The 19,867-nt window shown below is 71.5% G+C and carries 21 protein-coding genes; 11 read left to right on the top strand and 10 right to left on the bottom strand.

Annotated features, from left to right (window positions below):
* Positions 1-79: 79 nt before the first annotated feature.
* From AB0M28_RS31445 to AB0M28_RS31455, 3 genes are all read right to left on the bottom strand, one after another.
* Positions 80-754, bottom strand: a complete 675-nt coding sequence (locus AB0M28_RS31445) for a uracil-DNA glycosylase (protein WP_365412559.1) — start codon at positions 752-754, stop codon at positions 80-82.
* 130 nt (positions 755-884) lie between these two features.
* The gene (locus AB0M28_RS31450) at positions 885-1,973 is read right to left on the bottom strand and encodes an exo-alpha-sialidase (RefSeq protein ID WP_365412560.1); all 1,089 of its coding nucleotides are present in this window, start codon (positions 1,971-1,973) and stop codon (positions 885-887) included.
* Positions 1,974-2,239: 266 nt separating this feature from the next.
* Positions 2,240-2,902, bottom strand: coding sequence for a DUF305 domain-containing protein (locus AB0M28_RS31455; RefSeq protein WP_365412562.1), 663 nt, complete (start codon positions 2,900-2,902; stop codon positions 2,240-2,242).
* 143 nt (positions 2,903-3,045) lie between these two features.
* On the opposite strand from AB0M28_RS31455, the gene AB0M28_RS31460 reads away from it, so the two are divergent.
* Positions 3,046-4,518 (top strand): hypothetical protein, encoded by a 1,473-nt coding sequence (locus AB0M28_RS31460; RefSeq protein ID WP_365412564.1) that lies wholly within the window; start codon positions 3,046-3,048, stop codon positions 4,516-4,518.
* Here AB0M28_RS31460 and AB0M28_RS31465 read toward each other — a convergent pair.
* On the bottom strand, positions 4,509-5,156 hold the full coding sequence (locus tag AB0M28_RS31465) for a helix-turn-helix domain-containing protein (protein ID WP_365412566.1): 648 nt from the start codon (positions 5,154-5,156) through the stop codon (positions 4,509-4,511). The genes AB0M28_RS31460 and AB0M28_RS31465 overlap by 10 nt on opposite strands.
* Before the next feature lie 254 nt (positions 5,157-5,410).
* Between AB0M28_RS31465 and AB0M28_RS31470 the strand changes: the two genes are divergently transcribed.
* Positions 5,411-6,115, top strand: coding sequence for an HAD family hydrolase (locus AB0M28_RS31470; RefSeq protein ID WP_365412568.1), 705 nt, complete (start codon positions 5,411-5,413; stop codon positions 6,113-6,115).
* Positions 6,112-6,849: a nucleotidyltransferase domain-containing protein gene (locus AB0M28_RS31475; RefSeq protein WP_365412570.1), complete on the top strand. Its 738-nt coding sequence runs from the start codon at positions 6,112-6,114 to the stop codon at positions 6,847-6,849. Before AB0M28_RS31470 ends, AB0M28_RS31475 begins: the two co-directional genes overlap by 4 nt.
* Before the next feature lie 24 nt (positions 6,850-6,873).
* On the opposite strand, the gene AB0M28_RS31480 is transcribed toward AB0M28_RS31475, so the two are convergent.
* The 4 genes from AB0M28_RS31480 to AB0M28_RS31495 form a co-directional block, all read right to left on the bottom strand.
* Positions 6,874-7,569, bottom strand: coding sequence for an HAD-IA family hydrolase (locus tag AB0M28_RS31480; protein WP_365412572.1), 696 nt, complete (start codon positions 7,567-7,569; stop codon positions 6,874-6,876).
* Complete coding sequence (locus AB0M28_RS31485; RefSeq protein ID WP_365412574.1) at positions 7,566-8,240, bottom strand: phosphatase PAP2 family protein; 675 nt, start codon at positions 8,238-8,240, stop codon at positions 7,566-7,568. The genes AB0M28_RS31480 and AB0M28_RS31485 overlap by 4 nt, the downstream gene beginning before the upstream one ends.
* 57 nt (positions 8,241-8,297) lie before the next feature.
* Positions 8,298-9,233, bottom strand: coding sequence for a M56 family metallopeptidase (locus AB0M28_RS31490; RefSeq protein ID WP_365412576.1), 936 nt, complete (start codon positions 9,231-9,233; stop codon positions 8,298-8,300).
* A 151-nt stretch (positions 9,234-9,384) separates the two neighbouring features.
* The gene (locus tag AB0M28_RS31495) at positions 9,385-9,936 is read right to left on the bottom strand and encodes a DUF5134 domain-containing protein (protein WP_365412578.1); all 552 of its coding nucleotides are present in this window, start codon (positions 9,934-9,936) and stop codon (positions 9,385-9,387) included.
* Between the two features lie 164 nt (positions 9,937-10,100).
* Here AB0M28_RS31495 and AB0M28_RS31500 point away from each other — a divergent pair, with 164 nt between their 5' ends.
* Positions 10,101-10,634 (top strand): GNAT family N-acetyltransferase, encoded by a 534-nt coding sequence (locus AB0M28_RS31500; RefSeq protein WP_365412580.1) that lies wholly within the window; start codon positions 10,101-10,103, stop codon positions 10,632-10,634.
* Positions 10,635-10,681: 47 nt separating this feature from the next.
* Here the strand turns inward: AB0M28_RS31500 and AB0M28_RS31505 are convergent, their stop codons facing one another.
* Positions 10,682-11,365: a glycerophosphodiester phosphodiesterase family protein gene (locus AB0M28_RS31505; RefSeq protein ID WP_365412581.1), complete on the bottom strand. Its 684-nt coding sequence runs from the start codon at positions 11,363-11,365 to the stop codon at positions 10,682-10,684.
* A gap of 431 nt (positions 11,366-11,796) precedes the next feature.
* Between AB0M28_RS31505 and AB0M28_RS31510 the strand changes: the two genes are divergently transcribed.
* The 3 genes from AB0M28_RS31510 to AB0M28_RS31520 are packed head-to-tail and all read left to right on the top strand — an operon-like array spanning position 11,797 to position 15,085.
* Positions 11,797-13,212 carry a DUF6421 family protein gene (locus AB0M28_RS31510; RefSeq protein ID WP_365412583.1) on the top strand — a complete coding sequence of 472 codons (1,416 nt, stop codon included), beginning with the start codon at positions 11,797-11,799 and terminating at the stop codon, positions 13,210-13,212.
* A 29-nt stretch (positions 13,213-13,241) separates the two neighbouring features.
* A complete protein-coding gene (locus AB0M28_RS31515; RefSeq protein ID WP_365412607.1) occupies positions 13,242-14,012 on the top strand; it encodes an SDR family NAD(P)-dependent oxidoreductase in 771 nt (256 codons plus the stop codon).
* Positions 14,009-15,085 carry a low specificity L-threonine aldolase gene (locus tag AB0M28_RS31520; RefSeq protein WP_365412585.1) on the top strand — a complete coding sequence of 359 codons (1,077 nt, stop codon included), beginning with the start codon at positions 14,009-14,011 and terminating at the stop codon, positions 15,083-15,085. The genes AB0M28_RS31515 and AB0M28_RS31520 overlap by 4 nt, the downstream gene beginning before the upstream one ends.
* A 49-nt stretch (positions 15,086-15,134) precedes the next feature.
* Here AB0M28_RS31520 and AB0M28_RS31525 read toward each other — a convergent pair whose 3' ends face one another.
* Positions 15,135-15,845 carry a lysophospholipid acyltransferase family protein gene (locus AB0M28_RS31525; RefSeq protein ID WP_365412587.1) on the bottom strand — a complete coding sequence of 237 codons (711 nt, stop codon included), beginning with the start codon at positions 15,843-15,845 and terminating at the stop codon, positions 15,135-15,137.
* Between the two features lie 176 nt (positions 15,846-16,021).
* On the opposite strand from AB0M28_RS31525, the gene AB0M28_RS31530 reads away from it, so the two are divergent.
* The 4 genes from AB0M28_RS31530 to AB0M28_RS31545 all read left to right on the top strand — a co-directional run bounded on the left by AB0M28_RS31530 (position 16,022) and on the right by AB0M28_RS31545 (position 19,847).
* Entirely contained in the window at positions 16,022-16,369 is a 348-nt protein-coding gene (locus AB0M28_RS31530) for a thioredoxin family protein (RefSeq protein WP_365412589.1), read from the top strand.
* Positions 16,370-16,532: 163 nt separating this feature from the next.
* Positions 16,533-17,318 carry an electron transfer flavoprotein subunit beta/FixA family protein gene (locus AB0M28_RS31535; RefSeq protein ID WP_365412591.1) on the top strand — a complete coding sequence of 262 codons (786 nt, stop codon included), beginning with the start codon at positions 16,533-16,535 and terminating at the stop codon, positions 17,316-17,318.
* A gap of 49 nt (positions 17,319-17,367) precedes the next feature.
* Positions 17,368-18,330, top strand: a complete 963-nt coding sequence (locus AB0M28_RS31540) for an electron transfer flavoprotein subunit alpha/FixB family protein (protein ID WP_365412593.1) — start codon at positions 17,368-17,370, stop codon at positions 18,328-18,330.
* Positions 18,331-18,407: 77 nt separating this feature from the next.
* Positions 18,408-19,847, top strand: a complete 1,440-nt coding sequence (locus AB0M28_RS31545; RefSeq protein ID WP_365412595.1) for a hypothetical protein — start codon at positions 18,408-18,410, stop codon at positions 19,845-19,847.
* The last annotated feature ends 20 nt before the right edge of the window (positions 19,848-19,867 follow it).

The raw sequence follows: 19,867 nt of genomic DNA on the forward strand, positions 1-19,867 counted from the left end.
CCGGACGGGGCGCTGTACGTCCTGGACTACGGCACCGGCGGCGGCAACCAGGCGCTGTGGCGCATCCGTCCCGTCCCGTCTACGGCAACCCCCACTCCACCCCCGCCGCCCCCTGCTGCGCCAGCAGCTCGTTCGCGCGGCTGAACGGGCGGGAGCCGAAGAAGCCGCGGTCTGCGGACATCGGGGACGGGTGGGCTGACTCGATCGCCGGGAGGTTGCCCAGGAGTGGGCGTAGGTTGCGGGCGTTGCGGCCCCACAGGATCGACACCAGTGGGCGGCCCCGGGCCGCCAGGGCACGGATCGCCTGTTCCGTGACCTCCTCCCAGCCCTTCCCCTGATGCGAGTTCGGCGAGCCGGGGCGGACGGTCAGCGACCTGTTGAGCAGCAGCACCCCCTGCTGCGTCCACGGGGTGAGGTCGCCGTTGGACGGGCGCGGCAGGCCGAGGTCCGTGTGCAGCTCGCGGAAGATGTTCTCCAGGCTCCCGGGCAGCCGCTGCACCTCGGGCGCCACTGAGAACGACAGCCCGACCGGATGCCCCGGCGTGGGGTAGGGATCCTGGCCCACGATGAGCACCCGCACGTCGTCGAAGGGCTGCTGGAAGGCGCGCAGCACATGGGGACCGGCCGGCAGATACGTCCGCCCCGCGGCGAGCTCCGCGCGCAGGAAGTCGCCCATCGCGGCGACCCGTCCGGCCACCGGCTCGAGGGCCTTCGCCCAGCCGGCTTCGACGATTTCATGGAGAGGTTTCGGCATAGCCGCTCACCCTAGTGGCACCCATCGACAACGAGATCATCCGGCCCGGTCGCCCAGCCCCCCGACCCGACCCGACCAGGCCAAGCCAAGCCAGGCTCGACGAGGCCAGGCCACCAGGCCGGATCACCCCTCAGATCACCGCCGCCCGTACACACAGCACGTCCGGAAGATGCGAAGCCAGCTGCTGCCAGCTCTCCCCGTCGTCCGAGCCGGCGAACAACTCCCCGTTGCGGTTGCCGAAGTACACGCCCGCCGGGTCCGCGTCGTCCACGCACATCGCGTCGCGCAGCACCGTGCCGTAGTGGTCCTCCGCGGGCAGGCCCCGGCTGAGCGGCTCCCAGGTCGCGCCCGCGTCAGACGTCCGGTACACCCGGCACCGGCGGCCCGCCGGGACGCGGTCCGAGTCGGCCTCGATCGGGAACACGTAGGCCGTGTCCCCCTGGTGCGGGTGCGCGGCGACGGCGAAGCCGAACGTGGAAGGCAGTCCGTCGCCGATGTCCTGCCACGTGGCACCCGTATCGTCGCTGCGGTAGACGCCCCAGTGGTTCTGCAGATAGAGCCGGTCGGGGTTCACCGCGTCCCGTGACACCTTGTGCACGCACTGACCGAACTCCGGGAACTGGCTGCCCTCCGGCAGGAACACCGCCTGCACCCCGGAGTTGGACGGCGCCCAGCTCTTCCCGCCGTCCGTGGTGCGGTACACGCCGCCCGCCGACACCGCGACCGTCACCGCCGCGGCGTCCCGCGGATCCGTGACCACCGTGTGCACGGCGAGGCCGCCGCCGCCCGGCTCCCACTTCTCGCGGGTCGGGTGGTCCCAGAGCTCCCGTACGAGCTCGAAGGTCACCCCCCGGTCCTCCGAGCGGAACAGGCCGCCGGGCTCCGTGCCGGCGTACACCACGTCCGGGGCGGCGGGGCCTGCCGGGTGGAGCTGCCAGACGCGTTCGAGGGAAGTCCCGGTGTCCTTGGGGTATTTGACCGCCGGCTCGTCGGGCTCCTGCCAGGTCTTCCCGAGGTCGTCGGAGCGGAAGACCGACGGTCCCCAGTGCGAGCTGTCCCCGCCGACCAGCACCCGCGGAGTCCCGCCGCGGGTGTCGATGCCGACGGAGTAGACCGCCTGTGCGTTGAAGTGCGGGCCGTCCAGTTCCCAGGCGCCGTTCGTGCGCCGGCCGAGGAACAACCCCTTGCGTGTGCCTGCCGCGAGCAAGACATCAGACACGCTGATCCACCTCCGAGACGTCGCTGTCCAAGTGCCTCACATCGTGCACCCACCCACTGACAACTCGCCCCAACTCCGGCAAAACCCCAGCTCACGGCGCGTGCCAGCGCCGGCCGCCGCAGCTCCCGGCTCAGTCCCGGACTCAGTCTCAGACTCAGCGCCGGCCCAGTCTCAGACTCAGCGCCCGGCTCAGTCCCGGACTCAGCGCCCAGCTCAGTCCCCGACTCAGCGCCAGACTCCGCGCCCGACTCAGCGCCCGACCCCCCTCACAACAACCCCCGCATCCGCCCGATCTCCGCCGTCTGCTGCGCCACCACGTCGTTCGCCATCTGCTCGACCATCACGTTGTTCCCCTTGCCCAGCACATCCGTGGCCATCGTGATCGCCCCCTCGTGGTGGGTGATCATCAGCGTCAGGAACAGCTCGTCGAACGCCTTCCCCCGCGCCCCGCGCAGCTGCTCCAGCTGCGCGGCCGTGGCCATCCCCGGCATCGAGGCGTGGTCGTGGCCGTCGTGCCGGTGGGTGCCGTCGTTCTGCTCGAGCCAGCCCTTCATCGCCCGGATCTCCGGGCCCTGTGCGGCGGCGATGCGCTCGGCGAGCTTGCCCACCTTGTCGGACGAGGCCCGGTCGGCGGCCAGGTCGGTCATCACGAGGGCCTGCTCGTGGTGCTTGATCATCATCTGGACGTACGCGTAGTCCGCGGCGTTCGGGGCGTCGTCCTTCCCCGCCTCGGCGGCCTCCTCGGGGGAGAGGGTGCGGCCGGATTCGCCGGGCTTGCCCGGCTGGATGACCGCGGGGCCGCCCTTGCCCCCCTCCTTCGCGTCGTCGTCGGTGCACCCCGTGAGCGCGAGGACGGCTACCGCCAGCAGGGCGGACAGGCTTCGGGCGTACGACACGATGGCCTCCCGGCGGACGTGCGGCGTGGACATGACGTTCCTAGCACGAAGCGGGCGGCCGGTGTTCGTGATCTTTGATTACAGGTTTGTTGCTACCTATTGAGCTGTACATGAGAAACGAAATACTGCAGGGGCTACCCCCCACCCAACTCCTAGTGGAGACAAGGGAGGACGACGTGACGTCGTTGCACACCACACGCGTGCGGCGCAGACATCTCGGCGTGGCCACCGCCGCGATCGGGCTGTTCGCCTCGCTGTTCGTCGCCGGTCCGGCGGCGGCGGTACCCGACCCCGGGGTGCCGAAGCCGGCCGACGCGCTCAGCGCGACCGAGAAGGCCGAGGCCAAGGCCGCGATAGAGGCGGGTGAGTTCCCCGGCGTGGACGAGGTCGTCCACAGCGCCAACATGCGGCATGTCGCGAACGTGCCGCAGCACGCGCTGACGAGCCTGAACTCCGACATCGCCTTCCAGGGGGACTACGCCTTCGGCGGCAACTTCAACGGCTTCACCGTCTACGACGTGAGCGACCCGGCGGCGCCGAAGATCGTCAGCGAGGTGCTCTGCCCGGGCTCGCAGAACGACATCTCCGTCTCGGGGAACCTGCTGTTCCTGTCCACCGACTCCTCGCGCAGCGACAACTCGTGCTCCAGCACGTCGCTGCCGGCCACGGAGAAGGCGGCGTGGGAGGGCGTCAAGGTCTTCGACATCACCGACAAGGCCGAGCCGAAGTACGTGGCCGCCGTCGAGACCGCCTGCGGTTCGCACACGCACACCCTGGTTCCGGACGGCAAGAACGTGTACGTCTACGTCTCGTCGTACTCGCCGAACAAGAAGTACCCGGACTGCCAGCCGCCGCACGACGGCATCTCGGTCATCAAGGTGCCGCGCGGCGCGCCGGCGCAGGCGGCGGTCGTCGACTTCCCGGTGCTCTTCCCCGACGGCGGGAACAAGGGCGGTCCGACGATCTCCACCACCACCGGCTGCCACGACATCACCGCCTTCCCGAAGCTGAAGCTGGCGGCGGGCGCGTGCATGGGCGACGGCATCCTGATGGACATCTCCGACCCGGCCAAGCCGCGGGTGATCGACCAGGTGCAGGACGACAAGAACTTCGCGTTCTGGCACTCGGCGACGTTCAGTGAGAACGGCCGCAAGGTCGTCTTCACCGACGAGCTCGGCGGCGGCGTCGGCGCGACCTGCAACGAGAAGACCGGACCCACGCAGGGCGCGGACGGCATCTACGACATCACCGGCACGGGGGACGCGCGCAAGCTCGTCTTCCGCAGCTACTTCAAGATCGACCGGCACCAGGCCGCCAACGAGAACTGCGTCGCCCACAACGGCTCGCTGATCCCGGCGGACGGGCGCGACATCATGGTCCAGGCCTGGTACCAGGGTGGCGTCTCGGTCTGGGACTTCACCGACTCCGCCCACCCGAAGGAGATCGGCTACTTCGAGCGGGGGCCGATTTCAGCCACGGAGGAGGTCGTGGCCGGCTCGTGGTCCGCGTACTACTACAACGGCTACATCTACTCGAACGACATCCGTAAGGGCCTCGACGTACTGAAGGTCAGCGACGCCCTGACGGACAGCGCGGAATCGGTGCACCTGGGCGAGCTGAACGCCCAGACCCAGCCCGACTACCGCTGATCCACGGCATCGACAGCACCCACCGGCCTCCCGCCCGCGGCACCGTCCGCGGGCGGGAGGCCGCGCTCCCAGGCCAGTCCGTAGCGGTGGAACAGCTCCGCGCGCAGCCGGTCGTGCGGCATGGGGGCGCCCGGCAGCAGCAGGGCGAACACGGTGCCCATGAGCAGTGCGCGGAGCATCGGATAGTCCGCGTCGGGGTCCGGTGAGCCGTACGCGACCACCGTGGCGCGCAGCAGTCCGGCCAGGCGCTGCTGCTCCTCGCACTGGATGAAGCCGTCCGCCTGCAGGATGCCCGCCATGTGCTGGCGCATCAGCACCGGATGGTCCATCGCCAGCCCGAGGATCGCGTCGATCGCGCGGGCCAGCAGCTCCTCGCCGTCGTCGGTGTGCGGCTCGCGGTCGAGGGCGGCGGCCAGCGTACGGTGCATCAGCCGGTGTACGGCGGACTGGACCAGTTGCCGTTTGCCCGGGAAGTAGTAGGAGATCAGACCGCGGGCCGAGCCCGCCCGGTCGGCGATGTCGGCCAAGGTCGTCGCGTCGTACCCGCGCTCGTCGACCAGCTCGACGGTGGCCTGGAGCAGTCGCTCTCGGGAACGCCGCCGCAACTCTTCGTTGACCGAGGGGCTGCGGGGGGACATGCTTATCTCCTGCGTTGACTGGCTGATGGCCAGTATACTTTCCGAGGCTCAAGGGGCCCGTGTGTCCACTGGTTCCCTGCGTACTCGGTGGGGTCCGGGCGGAGCGGGGGACCGTCCGGACCCCACCGGCACAACTCCGGTTTCTCCGGGGTCACGGGAACAACCACCCGCATCCGTCCGTTGTCCAGTGTGAGGCCCCGCGTTCCCCCGTCGCGGGGCCTCACCAGTTTCGCCGGGGGCGATAGGGTCCTGCCATGCCCACGACCGCAGTGATCTTCGACTTCTTCGGCACGCTCACCCCCAGCACCCCGTCCGCGGTGTGGGACCGCCACGCGGCGCGCAGCGCGGCCCCGTTGGGCATCGCGGCAGACCGCTGGCGCAGAGCCTTCGACGAGTCGTTCACCGAACGGGCGGTCGGGGCACTGGGCGACCTGGAGCAGACCGTGCGCGAACTCGCCCGCCGCTGCGGCACGGAGGCGGACGACGCGGCCGTCGCGGCGGCCTGCGCGGCTCGTACGGCCGCGCAACGCGAACTGTTCGTGCCCCGCGACGACGCACTGCCCTCGCTCGCACGCCTGCGGGCGGCGGGGCTGCCGGTCGGCGTACTCAGCGACTGCACGGTGGAGCTCTCCGAGGCATGGGCGTCCCTGCCGCTGGCGCAGGCAGTCGACGCACGGGTGCTGTCGTGCGAGGAGGGGCGGCGCAAGCCCGACGCGGAGCTCTTCCGCACCATCGCCGGGCGGCTCGGGGCGCGGCCGGAGGACTGCCTGTACGTGGGCGACGGCGGCGGCGACGAACTCACCGGGGCCACCCGCTGCGGTATGACGGCCTACATGCTGCGCGCGGCCGACTGGGCGGCGAACGACGCCCACGGCCGCGAGGACGGCTGGCCGGGCCCGTTCCTGGGCTCGCTGACGGAGGCCGTCGACCTCGTCGTCCCGGCCGGGCGGCCCGCGTGACGGGCACCGACGCGCTGCTGGCCCGCTTCCAGGGCGAGTTGAAGGGGGCCGTTCCCCTCGAGGCGCTGTGGCTGCACGGATCGCTCGCGCTGGGCGACTACCAGGAGGGCGTCAGCGACATCGACGCGGTCGCCGTCCTGGCGACGCCCCTCACAGCCGAGCAGCGGCGCGCGGTTGTAGCGCTGCACAGGACGCTGCTCCGCGAGGTGCCGCTCGCGAAACACCTGCACTGCAACTACGTCGTCCTCGACGCCTGGGCGGACGTCGCCCGCGACCACCTCAACTGGTCGTACGGGGGCTTGCGTCCCAAAGCGATGAGCCTGGTCTGGCGGCGCGAACTGCTCGCCGGCGGCCTTACGCTCCACGGTCCGACGCCGGCCGGCATCGTGCCCGAGGTGACGGACGCGGCCCTCGCCGAGTACATCCGCACCGACCTGCGCGAGTTTCTGCTCCCGGCCGCGCGCAAGCGCCGCATCTGGCGGAAGGACATGTGGGTGGACTACGGTCCGCTCGCCCTGGCCCGCGCCTCGGTCACCCTCCGGGACGGCCGGATGATCACCAAGCGGGAGGCCCTGGACGTCCTCACGCAACTGTCGGCGCCCGCCGCCCTGGTCGACGACATCCGCGCCCGCCGCTACGGGCACCCCGCGCAGAAGGGCCTCCTGTGGCGCCACCGCCGCGCCCGTCTGACCCGCACGTTCCTCCGTACGACGATCCCGCAGGTCCTCGCCTGACCGCTCCGGACCGACCGGCCCGTCTCACGGCACCAGCGTCAGCACCGGCCGCAGTCCGTCCGGCCGTTCCTCGACCGGCAGATGGTCCACCGGCAGATACGCGCAGCCCGCCGCCTCGGCGCCGCCGTCCGACCTGCGCTCGTCGCCGACCATCAGCACCTCCGCCGGCGCGAGACCCAGCTTGCCCCAGGCCAGCTGGAAGATGCGGGGGTCGGGCTTCGCGACGCCCACCTCGTACGAGAAGACGTTCGCGTCGATGTACGGGGACAGGCCCAGCGCCGTGAAGACAGGACGCCAGTCGAAGCCCACGTTGCTCACCACCGCGATCCGTGTGCCCCGCTCCCGCAGCGCGGCGAGGACCTCCAGGGCGTCCGGATAGAGCCGCCACGCCGCGGGCTCGAAGGTCCGGTCGTACAACGCGTCGTACAGCCCCGGCCACGGCAGCCCCACCTCGCGGGCCAGTCCGGTGAACGCGGCCCGGTGCCGTTCCGCGCTGTCGTCGCGGGTCCGCCAAACCTCCGCGAGATGCTCCGGCACCGCCCGCGGCGGGGTGCCGCCGGGGACCGCCCCGGCGACGTCCAGCCGGTCGCCCCAGAGGCGTACCTCGTCCTCCGGCACCTCGATGCCGTGCCGGTCGAGCACCGCGCGCAGCCAGCTGCGGGCCGACTCGATACGCAGGAGGGTGCCGGACGCGTCGAAGAGCACACCGTTGATCGTCATGATCGCGACCCTAGGCCGAGTCTCTCGTAGGCGACAAGGGAGCCCCCCACCACGACCGCGCCCAGCAGCCAGCCGCCGACCACGTCGCTGAGCCAGTGCACGCCCAGGTACAGCCGGGTGAGGCCCACCCCGAGGACCGATACGGCGGCCAGCGAACAGGCGGCCGTCCACAGCCGGCGCGGGGGACCGTACTGGTGCAGCAGCCACAGCAGCAGCCCGCAGGTCACCACGGCGCTCATCGCGTGGCCGGAGGGGAAGGCAGCGTACTGGGCGCTGTCCACCGGATCCGGCCAGCGCGGGCGCTCGCGGCCGACGGCCGCCTTCAGCCCCTGCTGCAGCACCCAGCCGACCGCGCCGGTGGCGAGGATCCAGCCGGCGAGGAACCGTTCCCCGCGCCACAGCAGCCACGCCGCCGCCGCGAGCAGCAGGGCGCGCATCGTCCACGGATCCCACACCCAGTCCGTGAGGACCCGTGCGGTCTCCGTCCAGCCGGGAGAGGACACCGCCGAGTCGTGCAGGGCGGTGGCCACCGTTTCGTCGGCGGAGTCCAGCGGCCCCCAGTCCCCGGCCACGAGGGCCAGCAGCAGGACGAAGGCGGCGGCGAGCCCCGCGAGCAGCGGGCGCGTACGCGCCCGGCCCACAGGGCGGGAGTCCAGCGTCGGAACGGGCATATTCCGATCCTCGCGCACGCACCCCTGTCAACGCCACGGTGGCACCGTCACGAGGCACTACGCCAGCGCGCTCAGCCCCGGACCGAACGCCACCATCAGCGGCACCACGGGCACCAGCGTGGCCGACGCCGTCACCCGCAGCCGCTGCTGCCACGGCAGCCGCGGCTCGTGGGACAGCAGCCGGTCGACCCGCTGCGGCACCTGGGCCAGGAAGGGGGAGCACGGGTCGAAGACGCCACGGTCCTCGTTGAGTTCGACCAGCGCGCTGGCGACCGTCATCCGCCCGAAGCGGCGCGACGCCACGTCGTCCGCGGCCAGTTCGCACAACCGGTGCACCTCGTCGCGGAAGGCCGCGAACACCGGCACCCCGGGGAAGCCCGCCGCGAGCGCGCCCGCGCAGTACAGCAGCCAGTGGTGGCGGGCCCGCGAATGCCCGTGCTCGTGCGCCAGTACGGCGTCCAGCTGCCGCTTCTTCAGCCGGCGCAGCGCGCCGGTGGTGATGATCAGCCGGCCGGACGCCCCGTCGGCGAGCCACCACACGCTGGGGCGCTCTCCCTCCAGTACGACCAGGGGGCCGCGGGAGCCCTCCTCGCCGGGCAGCCGCGGCGCGCGCTCCCGCAACTCCGCCCGCCGCCTGCGCCGCTGCCGCCGCGCGGTCCACATCTCGCGCACCAGCATCACGCCCGTCCACGTCCCGCCGCCGGCGAGCGCCAGGGCCAGCAGCGCCGCCCAGCGCCCGCCGCCGAGCCCGTACACGGCGACGACGTCACTGGGGGCGGGGGCGAAGAGGGAACGGCGTACGTCGTGCCACGCCGCGGCCGCGCTCAGCGTCATCGCGAGCAGGCAGCACAGCAGCACCGCGGCCACCACGCACTGCCACACCCACAGCGCCAGCACCGGCTCGCGGTCCGGCCACGAGGCGAGGCGCAGCAGCCGTGGAGCAAGGGCCGCCGCGATACCGGCCAGCACCAGCAACGCGAACGGGATCACCATGTGATCAGCCTATTGACCGCCGGCAGCCCGCAGATACGGGCACGACCCGGAAGTGACGCAGGACTCACGCCGAGTCGCCGTCCCTCTCACATGCCGAGAGGGCGCGCGGACATCGCCCAGCACGGCCATCACATACCGGGCGGCACGGCCGTCACATACCGAGCAGCATCACGAACATCCCCACGCCCATCGCCACCCGGCACCCCGCCACCAGCTCCGCCCGCTCCCGCAGCCTGCCGGAGGACACCGTCACCGGGCCCGCCCCGCCACCCGCCGCCACCAGCCGTACGCCGGAGCGGAGCACGTACACCAGGTAGTAGGCGAGCAGCGCCCCCGTCAGCAGGGGGACGCCCATGCCGGTGTGCCGCGCGTGCGGGCCCGCGGCGCCCGCCGCGAGCGCCATGTAGACCATCGCCAGCGCCCCCACCGCATGGTGCAGATGGAGCGCGGCGTGCCGCAGCGGCAGGACGGCGTACACGGCGGCGGCCGCGAACACCACGGCGTACACCCCCGTCGTCCACGGCCGCGGGGCGAACACGGACGCGGGGACGGCCATCGCCGCCATCCCGATCCCCATCAGCGCGTCCTGCCCCGCCGCCCGCCGCTGGTTCGGTGCCGCGACGGCCGTCCTGTGCAGGCAGTACGCGCCGACGGTCACGCACAGGGCGACCAGTAACCAGCCCGCGAGCGGTGGTCCGTGCATCACGACTCCCTGGAGTGAGGCGACCCGGAGAGGATGCCCGGACAGCTCCCCGTACACGGGAGCGCACAGGGGCAGAGGGGGAGCGCGCCTGACCGGGAACACGACCCCCGGGCCGCCCGGGGGTCCGGGGGCCGCCTCCCGGAAGAACGAAGTACGCTCCCGCCATGACCACCGCCGAAACCGCCATCCGCAGCGCGGGCCCCGACGACGTACCGGCCCTCGTCCGCCTCATCGAGTCCGCGTACCGCGGCGACTCCAGCCGCGCGGGCTGGACGACGGAGGCCGACATCCTCGACGGGCAGCGGACGGACGACGAGGGCGTACTGGCCGTCCTCGAGGACCCGGTCAGCCGGATGCTCGTCGTCGAGCGCGACGGCGGGATCGTCGCCTGCTGCCAGCTCGAACACCGCGGCGCGCACGCCTACTTCGGCATGTTCGCCGTCAGCCCCGCCCTGCAGGGGGCGGGCATCGGCAGGCAGGTGCTCGCGGAGGCCGAGCGCTACGCGGCGGCCGAGTGGGGCACCACCGAGATGCACATGACGGTGATCTCGGTGCGCGAGGACCTGATCGCCTGGTACGAGCGGCGCGGATACCGGCGTACGGGGGAGACGAGCCCCTTCCCGTACGGCGACGAGCGCTTCGGCATCCCGCGCCGCGCGGACCTGTGCTTCGAACTGCTGGTGAAGCCGCTCACATAGAGCGGCTCACACTGAGCAGCTCACGTAGAGCAGCTCAGGTGAGCCGCTCACGCCGTGAAGCGGGCCGAGCGCTTGATCTCCGGGTAGTCCGTGTAGACCCCGGCCACCCCGAGCCCGCGGGCGATCTTCAGATGCTCGACGGTGTTCACCGTCCACGTGAGCACCCGCAGCCCGGCGGCCTGGGCCGCCTCCACCCGCTCCAGCGTCAGCCGGCGGATGTTCAGCGAGACGCTGGCCGCGCCGACCGCCTGCGCGCGGTCCACGATGTCGGGCCCGTAGCGGCTGGCCACCAGCACCGTCGGCACCCCGGGCAGCAGGGTGCGGATCGCGTCCACCGCCTCGTCGTGGAACGACACGACGGTGACCCGGCCCGCCAGGTCCAGCGCGCGGACGGACTCGGCAAGGGTCTCGGCGGCCGCCAGGTCCTTGATCTCCACGTGCAGCGGCGCCTTGACGGCCTCGACGACCTCCCGGAAGACGGGCACGCGCTCGCCTTCCCCGGCGTCCAGCTTGCGCAGTTCCTCGAGGGTCAGATCGCCGATCGTCCCGTGACCGTCCGTGGTGCGGTCCACCTCGGCGTCGTGCATGACGACGAGGTGGCCGTCCTTGCTGAGGTGGAGGTCGAGCTCGATGGCGTCCATCCGTTCGCGGTCGGCGCGGACGAAGGAGCGCAGGGTGTTCTCCGGCTCGACACCCATCAGCCCACGGTGCCCGATGGTCAGAAATGACACAGTTGTCTCGCTCCTGTCTGCGGTGGCGGATCAGCTCGCGGAACGGCGACGAGCCTAGGCCATTTCGCGGGGATCGACCCCGGCCCTGCATCGGCCGTATGACCGTTCTTCACACCGGCGAGCCCCAGCACCACGCCGGTGATCACGGCGCAGACAAGGACGGATCGCGTACTCACGGTGACCTGACTACCGCTCCGCGTCGCCGCGGTGCCACTCCGTGTCACCCGAAGGTGGGCGTGCCCCCGATTCGGGTGACGAGGACCGGTGCCCGGGCGGGAACGGGTCAAAGGAGGCCGGGCGGCGGTCGGCGACAGGAAAATCGGCGCCGATGTGACGTGATCGCAGCAATATTTCCGTCAGATCCACTTGAGTGTGATCGTCGTACACGGATACGGTGTCCGCACAAGAGGTTCTCCTTGGAGGAGTCAGTGATGACGGAAATTCTTGCCCCTGAGCGCGTGGACGGCGGTGTTCTGCCTGTCGACGGTTCGCCCGCCGGCGGCCGGGTGGTCGACCACCCCGCCTGGACCCGCCTCAAGGCTGCCGTCGAGGAGATCCGCCCCTGGCAGTCCAAGGACGGTTCCATCGACTTCGCGGCCGAGGGTGCCCCGGCCCGTAAGGATGCCGAGGACGCGGTCGGCCGGGTGGCCGCCGCGGTGCGCGAGCTCGCCCCGCTGCTCCCGCACGACGCCGCGTACCACGAGGCGCTCGTGGTGGACCTGGGCCGCTGGGCCGAGGGCGGTTTCGAGGTGCCGGACTTCCTGGACTCGCTGATGGCGTTCCAGCCGGCGGGCCACCGCGAGGACGGCCTGCAGCACCTGGTCGTCTTCCCCATGTACACGCAGAACGGCAACCCGGACCGCAATGTGGAGGCCGTCGTCTTCCGCGTCGTGTGGCCCGACTGGCTGGCCGAGCTGGAGGCCACCCGTTACGACAACCCGCTCTTCCTCGGCATCACCTTCGAGGACTTCACCGCGGGTTACGACACCAACTCCGCCGTTCTCTTCCCCGAGACGGTCGCCGTGCGCGAGGTTCCGGAGCGCTTCAGCTGGGGCGCCATCTTCTGCGACCGCGAGGCCGCCCGCTTCCGCAAGGTGATCAAGGAGACCGTGCAGATCACGGGCCTGGAGCTGACCGAGGTCGCCGAGGGGCTGCTGCAGGACCAGGAGCGCGCCGAGAAGGCGTTCGTGCTCTGGGACATGATCCACGACCGCACGCACAGCCACGGCGACCTGCCGTTCGACCCCTTCATGATCAAGCAGCGCCAGCCGTTCTGGATGTACGGCCTGGAGGAGCTGCGCTGCGACCTCACCGCCTTCCACGAGGCCGGCAAGCTCGCCGACGAGGGCCTGGACCGGGGCCGTGACGTGCAGTACGCGGTGCTGATGGACCGCATGTTCCGCTTCCCGCTCACCGGCGACCGCACCCGCAACTACGACGGGATGGGCGGCCAGCTCCTCTTCGCCTACCTGCACAAGCACGACGCCCTGCGCTGGACCGACAACCGTCTGTCGATCGACTGGGACCGCGCCCGCGAGGTCACCGAGATGCTCCGCAAGGACATCGAGACCCTCTACCGCGACGGCATCGACCGCCCGAAGCTGGTGCACTGGTTCAAGGCCCACGAGCTGGTCTCGCAGTACCTCGCCCCGCACCCGGGCTCCGTGTGGGCCAAGGGTCCCGACGCTCTGGATCTCTCGCAGCCGCCGCGTAAGCTCGTGGATGAGGTGCTTCCGGACGAATTTCCGCTCAGCATGTTCTATGAGGCCCTGGCAAAGAAGCTGCGCGGAGTGATCGCCTCCACCAAGGGGATCACGGCGGCCGGCGACCAGAAGATCGCCGCGTGAGCGAGCGCAGCGGCGAGGAGGCGAAGGTCATGACCGCTCCGAACAACGGAAACGGCGGCGGCCCGCTCGAGGGCGCCGTGGTAGCGGTGGCCGGAGCCGGTGGCCCCGCGGGCAGCGCCGCGCTGCTCGCGCTGGCGGCCGCCGGCGCGACAGTGGTCGGCTGCGACGCGGACCCGGTCCGGCTGGCCAAGGCGGTCGACGCCGCCAAGTTCGCCCACGGCGGCGCGCCCGTCACCGGCGAGATCGTCGACCTGTTCGACCTGGAGGCCACCCGCCACTGGGCCGAGCGCATCGAGAAGGACCACGGCCGCATCGACGGCCTGATCCATCTGGTGGGCGGCTGGCGCGGGGCGAAGTCCTTCGGCGACACCGACCTGGCCGACTGGGACACCCTGCACAACCTGCTGATCCGCACCGTGCAGCACACCTCCCTGGCCTTCGAGGACGCTCTGGAGCGCAGCGGCGGCAAGGGCCGGTTCGTCCTGGTCAGCGCCGCCGGTACGGCCAACCCCACGGGCGGCAACGCCGCCTACGCCGCCGCCAAGGCGGCCGCCGAGGCCTGGACCCTCGCGCTCGGCAGCGCCTTCAGGAAGGCCGGCGGCGAGGCCGGTCCGCCGGCCGCCGCGGTGATCCTCGTCGTGAAGGCGCTCGTGCACGACGCGATGCGCGCCGAGAAGCCGGAGGGCAAGTTCCCGGGCTTCACCGACGTCAAGGAACTCGCCGAAGCCATCACCGGGGTCTGGGACAGGCCCGCCGAGGAACTGAACGGAAGCCGCCAGTGGCTCACGCCCCAGAAGTGAAATTCGCGTCGAAGACCGACGCGAGGCAGCGCCACAGCACCCAGGTGCGGGGTTTCGCCAGCGACAACTACGCCGGCATCCACCCGGAGATCCTCGCCGCGATCGCCCTCGCCAACGGAGGCCACCAGACCTCCTACGGCGAGGACGAGTACACCGACCACATCCAGCAGGTCTTCCGCAGCCACTTCGGCGGCTACGCGCAGGCGTTCCCGGTCTTCAACGGCACCGGCGCCAACGTGGTCGCCCTGCAGGCGCTCACCGACCGCTGGGGCGCGGTGATCTGCGCGGAGAGCGCGCACATCAACGTCGACGAGGGCGGCGCCCCCGAGCGCGTCGGCGGGCTCAAGCTGCTCACCGTTCCCACCGACGACGGCAAGCTCACCCCCGAGCTGATCGAGCGCCAGGCCTGGGGCTGGGAGGACGAGCACCGGGCCATGCCCCAGGTCGTCTCGATCACCCAGTCCACCGAACTGGGCACGGTCTACACGCCCGACGAGGTCAAGGCGATCGTCGACTTCGCCCACGAGCGGGGCATGAAGGTCCATCTGGACGGCGCGCGGATAGCCAACGCGGCGGCCCATCTGGACCTGCCGATGCGGTCGTTCACGAACGTCGCGGGCGTGGACGTCCTGTCGTACGGCGGCACGAAGAACGGCATGATGCTCGGCGAGGCCGTCGTCGTGCTGAACCCCGACGCCGTCCGGGCGATGAAGCACCTGCGCAAGCTGTCCATGCAGCTGGCGTCCAAGATGCGCTTCGTCTCGGTGCAGTTCGAGGCGCTGCTCGCCAAGGACCTGTGGCTGCGCAACGCCCGGCACGCCAACACCATGGCGAAGCGCCTGGCCGCCGGCGTACGGGCGGTCGACGGGGTGGAGATCCTCTACCCGGTGCAGTCCAACGGCGTCTTCGCCAAGCTGCCGCACGACGTCTCCGTCCGGCTGCAGAAGCAGTTCCGCTTCTACTTCTGGGACGAGTCGGCCGGCGTCGTCCGCTGGATGTGCTCCTTCGACACCACCCCCGACGACGTCGACACGTTCGTCGAGGCCGTGGCCGAGGAGATGAGCCGCGCCTGAGACACGGCGGCCGGTGGCGGTGTCCCGCCGCCGGCCGCCGTACGCCGTGTCAGGCGCCCGACGGCGCCGGCGCGGTGCCCCCGAGGTGGCGGGGCAGCCACCAGCTGTCCTCCGGACCCCTGGGCTTGTCCGGATACGCCCTCTGGGCGGCCTCCAGCAGCTCCTGGACGCGTTCCTTCAGACGAGTCGTGAGATCGTCCGTGGCGGCCGTCTGAAGGGCCTGGATGGGCTTGCCGACGCGCATGGTGACGGGGAAGTGGTTGCGGCCGAAGTCCCGCGGGCGTCCCTTGGTCCAGATCCGCTGGGTCCCCCACACCGCCATCGGCAGCAGCGGGACGCCTGCCTCCTGGGCCAGCCGGGCGGCGCCGTTCTTGAAGCCCTTCAGCGTGAAGGACTCCGAGATCGTCGCCTCCGGGAACACGCCCACGATCTCGCCGGACCGCAGCGCCGTGAGCGCGTGCTGGTACGCCTGCGCGCCCTGCGACCGGTCGACGGGGATGTGCTTCATCGCCCGCATCAGCGGCCCCGACACCTTGTGCCGGAACACCGACTCCTTCGCCATGAACCGCACCAGCCGCTTGGCGGGGCGGGCGGCGTAACCGCAGAACACGAAGTCCAGATAGCTGATGTGGTTGCTGGCCAGCACCGCGCCCCCGCGGGCGGGAACGTGCTCGGCGCCCTTCAGGTCGATCTTCAGGTCCAGTGCCTTGAAGAGCCCCAGTGCGGCACCGATCACCGGTCGGTACACAAGCTCTGCCATCGTTCAGCGGATCCCTTCTCCGTCCCGGAGATGAGGGCTCCTGGCGGAAGTTACGCGTGCGTAGGTTTCGATTGCCTGATCTTTACCCAATCAACGCCCGGGGCCAAGCCGTACGGCATCCGGTGCGGCGAGACCTTCGTCACGGCCTGCCTCCAGCGTGCTGCATCCTGGAGGACATGGCGATACGGCTGACCGCACAGGAACTCGGCGTCCAGGCACTCGGGGAACGAGCGAGCCTGGTCCAGTTCTCCAGCGCCTTCTGCCAGCCCTGCCGCGCGACCCGCCGGGTACTCGCCGAGGTCGCCGCGATGGTGCCCGGAGTGGCGCACGTCGAGATCGACGCGGAGGCGAGGCTGGAGCTCGTACGCCGAATGGCCGTGCACTCCACGCCGACCGTGCTGGTGCTGGACGCGTCCGGCGCGGTGGTACGACGGGCGGCGGGCCAGCCGCGCAAGGCCGACGTCATCGCGGCCCTGGGGGCGGCGGTGGCGGAGGCCGCGCCCGCCGTGTCGCCGGAGCCGTAGGCAACGTCACAGTTCGTCCGGCTTGAAACCGGGGGAGGCTCTGGGTGTACTGGCGAGTAATATTCTGGTCGGTGCCCCGGGATGGCCCGCCCGGAAGCCGCCTGCTAGGGCGCATATGCTGCCAACACGGCAGTTTCGATGACGAGGCAGTAGGAGAGCCGGCGTGACCCTGAGGATCGTTGTCCCTGTGAAGTACGTGCCCGATGCCACGGGTGATCGGCGTTTCGCCGAGGATCTGACCACGGACCGGGATGCGGTCGACGGTCTGCTGTCGGAGCTGGACGAGTACGCGGTGGAGCAGGCGCTGCAGATCGCGGAGGCGGCCGACGAGGCGGAGGTCACCGTGGTGACGGTGGGTCCGGAGGACGCGCGGGACGCGCTGCGCAAGGCGCTGTCGATGGGCGCCGACAAGGCGGTGCACGTGGAGGACGACGACCTGCACGGCACGGACGTGATGGGGACCTCGCTGGTGCTGGCGAAGGCGCTGGAGCACGTCGGGTTCGATCTGGTGGTGTGCGGGATGGCCTCCACCGACGGCACGATGGGCGTCCTTCCGGCGATCCTCGCCGAGCGCCTGGGCGTGCCGCAGGTGACGCTGCTGTCGGAGGTGTCGGTCGCCGGTGGTGTGGTGACGGGCAAGCGCGATGGCGATGTGGCGTCGGAGCGGCTTGAGGCGTCGCTGCCGGCGGTGGTGTCGGTGACGGATCAGTCGGGTGAGGCGCGCTACCCGTCGTTCAAGGGGATCATGGCGGCGAAGAAGAAGCCGGTGGAGTCCCTGGACCTTTCCGACCTGGACATCGACGCCGAGGCCGTGGGTCTGGCGGGTGCGTGGACGGCGGTGGAGTCGGCGGCGGCGCGTCCGGCGCGCAGTTCGGGCACGATCGTCAAGGACGAGGGTGAGGGCGGGAAGCAGCTCGCCGAGTTCCTCGCGGGCCAGAAGTTCATCTGAGCCGTCCCCCCTCCCCATCTTTCTTTCTGCACAGGAGATTTGATCAGTCATGGCAGAGGTTCTGGTTTACGTCGATCATGTGGACGGTGCGGTCCGCAAGCCCACGCTGGAGCTGCTGACGCTGGCCCGTCGGCTGGGTGAGCCGGTCGCGGTGGCGCTGGGCGCCGGCGCGGCGGCCACGGCCGCGGTACTGGCCGAGCACGGCGCGACCCGCGTGCTGACCAGTGAGGCGGCGGAGTTCGCCGAGTATCTGGTGGTGCCGAAGGTCGACGCGCTGCAGGCGGCGGTCGCCGCGGTCGGCCCGGCGGCGGTGCTGGTGCCGTCGTCGGCGGAGGGCAAGGAGGTCGCCGCCCGGCTGGCGGTGCGGATCGGCTCCGGTCTGATCACCGACGCGGTCGATGTGGAGGCGTCCGAGGAAGGTCCGGTGGCCACCCAGTCGGTGTTCGCGGCGGCGTTCACCACCAAGTCCCGCGTCTCGCACGGCACCCCGGTCATCACGGTCAAGCCGAACTCGGCTCCGGTGGAGGCGGCGGCTGCGGCGGGCGCGGTGGAGGAGCTGGCGGTCTCGTTCTCGGCGGCGGCGACCGGCACGAAGATCGTGGGGCGTACGGCGCGGGAGTCGACCGGGCGGCCGGAGCTGACCGAGGCGGCGATCGTGGTCTCGGGTGGTCGTGGGGTGAACGGTGCGGAGAACTTCGCGCTGATCGAGGCCCTGGCGGACTCCCTCGGCGCGGCGGTGGGCGCGTCCCGGGCCGCGGTGGACGCCGGCTGGTACCCGCACTCCAACCAGGTCGGCCAGACGGGCAAGTCCGTGTCACCGCAGCTGTACGTCGCGGCGGGTATCTCGGGTGCGATCCAGCACCGGGCGGGCATGCAGACGTCGAAGACGATCGTGGCGATCAACAAGGACGCCGAGGCGCCGATCTTCGACCTGGTCGACTACGGCGTGGTCGGCGACCTGTTCCAGGTCGTCCCCCAGCTCACCGAAGAGGTCACCACCCGCAAGGGCTGATCCCCCGGAACCGAAGCAGGCCCTCCACCATCTTCCGGATGGGGAGGGTCTGTTCGGCTTTACGGGGGTGGCGGATCATGCGGGGGGTCTCCTTACGGATTCCGGAGTACAGCTGGCTGCCCCGGGACGCGCGGGTCTGGGCGGTGGCCGGATGGGGCACGCCGTTCCCGTACATCCGTATCCAGCTCTACGGGGCGCTCGTGTGGGTATCGGTGGCGGCCGGATTCGTGGGCTGGCGCTGGGGGTTGCTGATGAGCGCCGTGGTCGGCGTGACCGCGCTGGCAGCCTGGCCGCTGCGCCGTCGCTACAGCACGCGGATGCACGGGCAGTGGATCGGTTTCGACCGCGACGCGGTGCGGGTGATCTCCGCGCCCGCGTCGGAGGCACCGGCGGTGGAGTTCACGATGTCGGCCAGGGGCGCGGCCCTGCTCGGCAAGGAGGAGTCCGCCGCGTGCTTCGAGGCGGCCAGGGGGATCGTGCGCGCCTACACCGCCGAGCGGTGGAGGCGGGTGCCGCTGGGCGGCCCCGACGCGGAAGTCGACCACTGGCGGATGGAATGGGACTCGCCGCTCCTCCACCTTTTCGCGGGGGCGGCCGATCCGCTGCTGCTGGTGGTGCGGGACGCGGCGGGCGCGTGCGTCCTGCGGGTGGACCGGCCGAAGGCGCGCCGGCCGGCGCGAGCGGCGGTCCGGCGCCCGCGGACGGAGCGCTGGTGGACCACCGCCGCCCGGGCGCTGTGGCGGCGCTGGAAGGAGCGGGCGAGGCGCCGCAAGGGTGACCTGCGGGACCACCAGGTACGGATGCTCCACGAGATCGGTGCCGTGCTGCGCACGCCCGTACCCGGGGTCGGTGCGTCCGAGGTCCGGGTGCCCAGGGAGCTCCGCGTACCGGCCTCGGACCTGCGGACGATCTGCGCCCTCGGTGCCGTCCCGGCCCGGCTGCTGGAGGCCGAGTTCGACGATCCGCGGCAGGTCTCGGAGGCCCCCGTCGACGTGGGTCTCGACCTCGGCGCGGTACGGGCGTGGCCGTCGCGTCTGGACGAGGTGCCGCTGGCGCAGCTGGCCAAGGCCGACCGCTCCTGGGTGGCGGGCGTGCTGCGCGACGACCTGCGGGCCGAGATGTTCCGGGAGCGCCGGCTGGACACGGTCGATCCGGAGCACCTCAGGGCCTGGCACCGGCGCTGGCGCATGATCGTCACCCGGTACGAGGTGCGCCGGCACACCCCGGGCGCGCGCAGGTCGCGGGCGGTGAGTGCCGGGCGGCAGAAGTTCGACCTGCTGCCGGTGCACAGAACGCTGAGCGAGACGGGCGCGACGGCGCTGAAGCTGGTGATCACGGCGACGGACGTGTTCCACGACCCGCTGCGCGCGGCGCTGGCCGAACCGCTGGACCTGTCGGCCGCACCCTCGGCCCGCCGCCTGCCGTGGCCCCGCGGTGTGACCGCCGCCCGGGTGGCGAACGCGGTCCTGTTGTGGGTGCCACTCCTCGTCATGCTCGGTTCGCGGCTGTCCCGCTGAGCCCCGTTGACGGCCCCCCG

Source organism: Streptomyces sp. NPDC051940 (assembly GCF_040680895.1).
Classification (GTDB): Bacteria; Actinomycetota; Actinomycetes; order Streptomycetales; family Streptomycetaceae; genus Streptomyces.

Bases quoted from the DNA above. Each gene is read 5' to 3' on its own strand.
- AB0M28_RS31500 (WP_365412580.1), top strand. From the start codon at position 10,101: ATGACCACCGCCGAAACCGCCATCCGCAGCGCGGGCCCCGACGACGTA.
- AB0M28_RS31470 (WP_365412568.1), top strand. From the start codon at position 5,411: ATGCCCACGACCGCAGTGATCTTCGACTTCTTCGGCACGCTCACCCCC.
- AB0M28_RS31525 (WP_365412587.1), bottom strand. From the start codon at position 15,845: ATGGCAGAGCTTGTGTACCGACCGGTGATCGGTGCCGCACTGGGGCTC.
- AB0M28_RS31485 (WP_365412574.1), bottom strand. From the start codon at position 8,240: ATGCCCGTTCCGACGCTGGACTCCCGCCCTGTGGGCCGGGCGCGTACG.
- AB0M28_RS31545 (WP_365412595.1), top strand. From the start codon at position 18,408: ATGCGGGGGGTCTCCTTACGGATTCCGGAGTACAGCTGGCTGCCCCGG.
- AB0M28_RS31495 (WP_365412578.1), bottom strand. From the start codon at position 9,936: ATGCACGGACCACCGCTCGCGGGCTGGTTACTGGTCGCCCTGTGCGTG.
- AB0M28_RS31445 (WP_365412559.1), bottom strand. From the start codon at position 754: ATGCCGAAACCTCTCCATGAAATCGTCGAAGCCGGCTGGGCGAAGGCC.
- AB0M28_RS31515 (WP_365412607.1), top strand. From the start codon at position 13,242: ATGACCGCTCCGAACAACGGAAACGGCGGCGGCCCGCTCGAGGGCGCC.
- AB0M28_RS31465 (WP_365412566.1), bottom strand. From the start codon at position 5,156: ATGTCCCCCCGCAGCCCCTCGGTCAACGAAGAGTTGCGGCGGCGTTCC.
- AB0M28_RS31455 (WP_365412562.1), bottom strand. From the start codon at position 2,902: ATGTCCACGCCGCACGTCCGCCGGGAGGCCATCGTGTCGTACGCCCGA.
- AB0M28_RS31510 (WP_365412583.1), top strand. From the start codon at position 11,797: ATGACGGAAATTCTTGCCCCTGAGCGCGTGGACGGCGGTGTTCTGCCT.
- AB0M28_RS31480 (WP_365412572.1), bottom strand. From the start codon at position 7,569: ATGACGATCAACGGTGTGCTCTTCGACGCGTCCGGCACCCTCCTGCGT.
- AB0M28_RS31540 (WP_365412593.1), top strand. From the start codon at position 17,368: ATGGCAGAGGTTCTGGTTTACGTCGATCATGTGGACGGTGCGGTCCGC.
- AB0M28_RS31490 (WP_365412576.1), bottom strand. From the start codon at position 9,233: ATGGTGATCCCGTTCGCGTTGCTGGTGCTGGCCGGTATCGCGGCGGCC.
- AB0M28_RS31530 (WP_365412589.1), top strand. From the start codon at position 16,022: ATGGCGATACGGCTGACCGCACAGGAACTCGGCGTCCAGGCACTCGGG.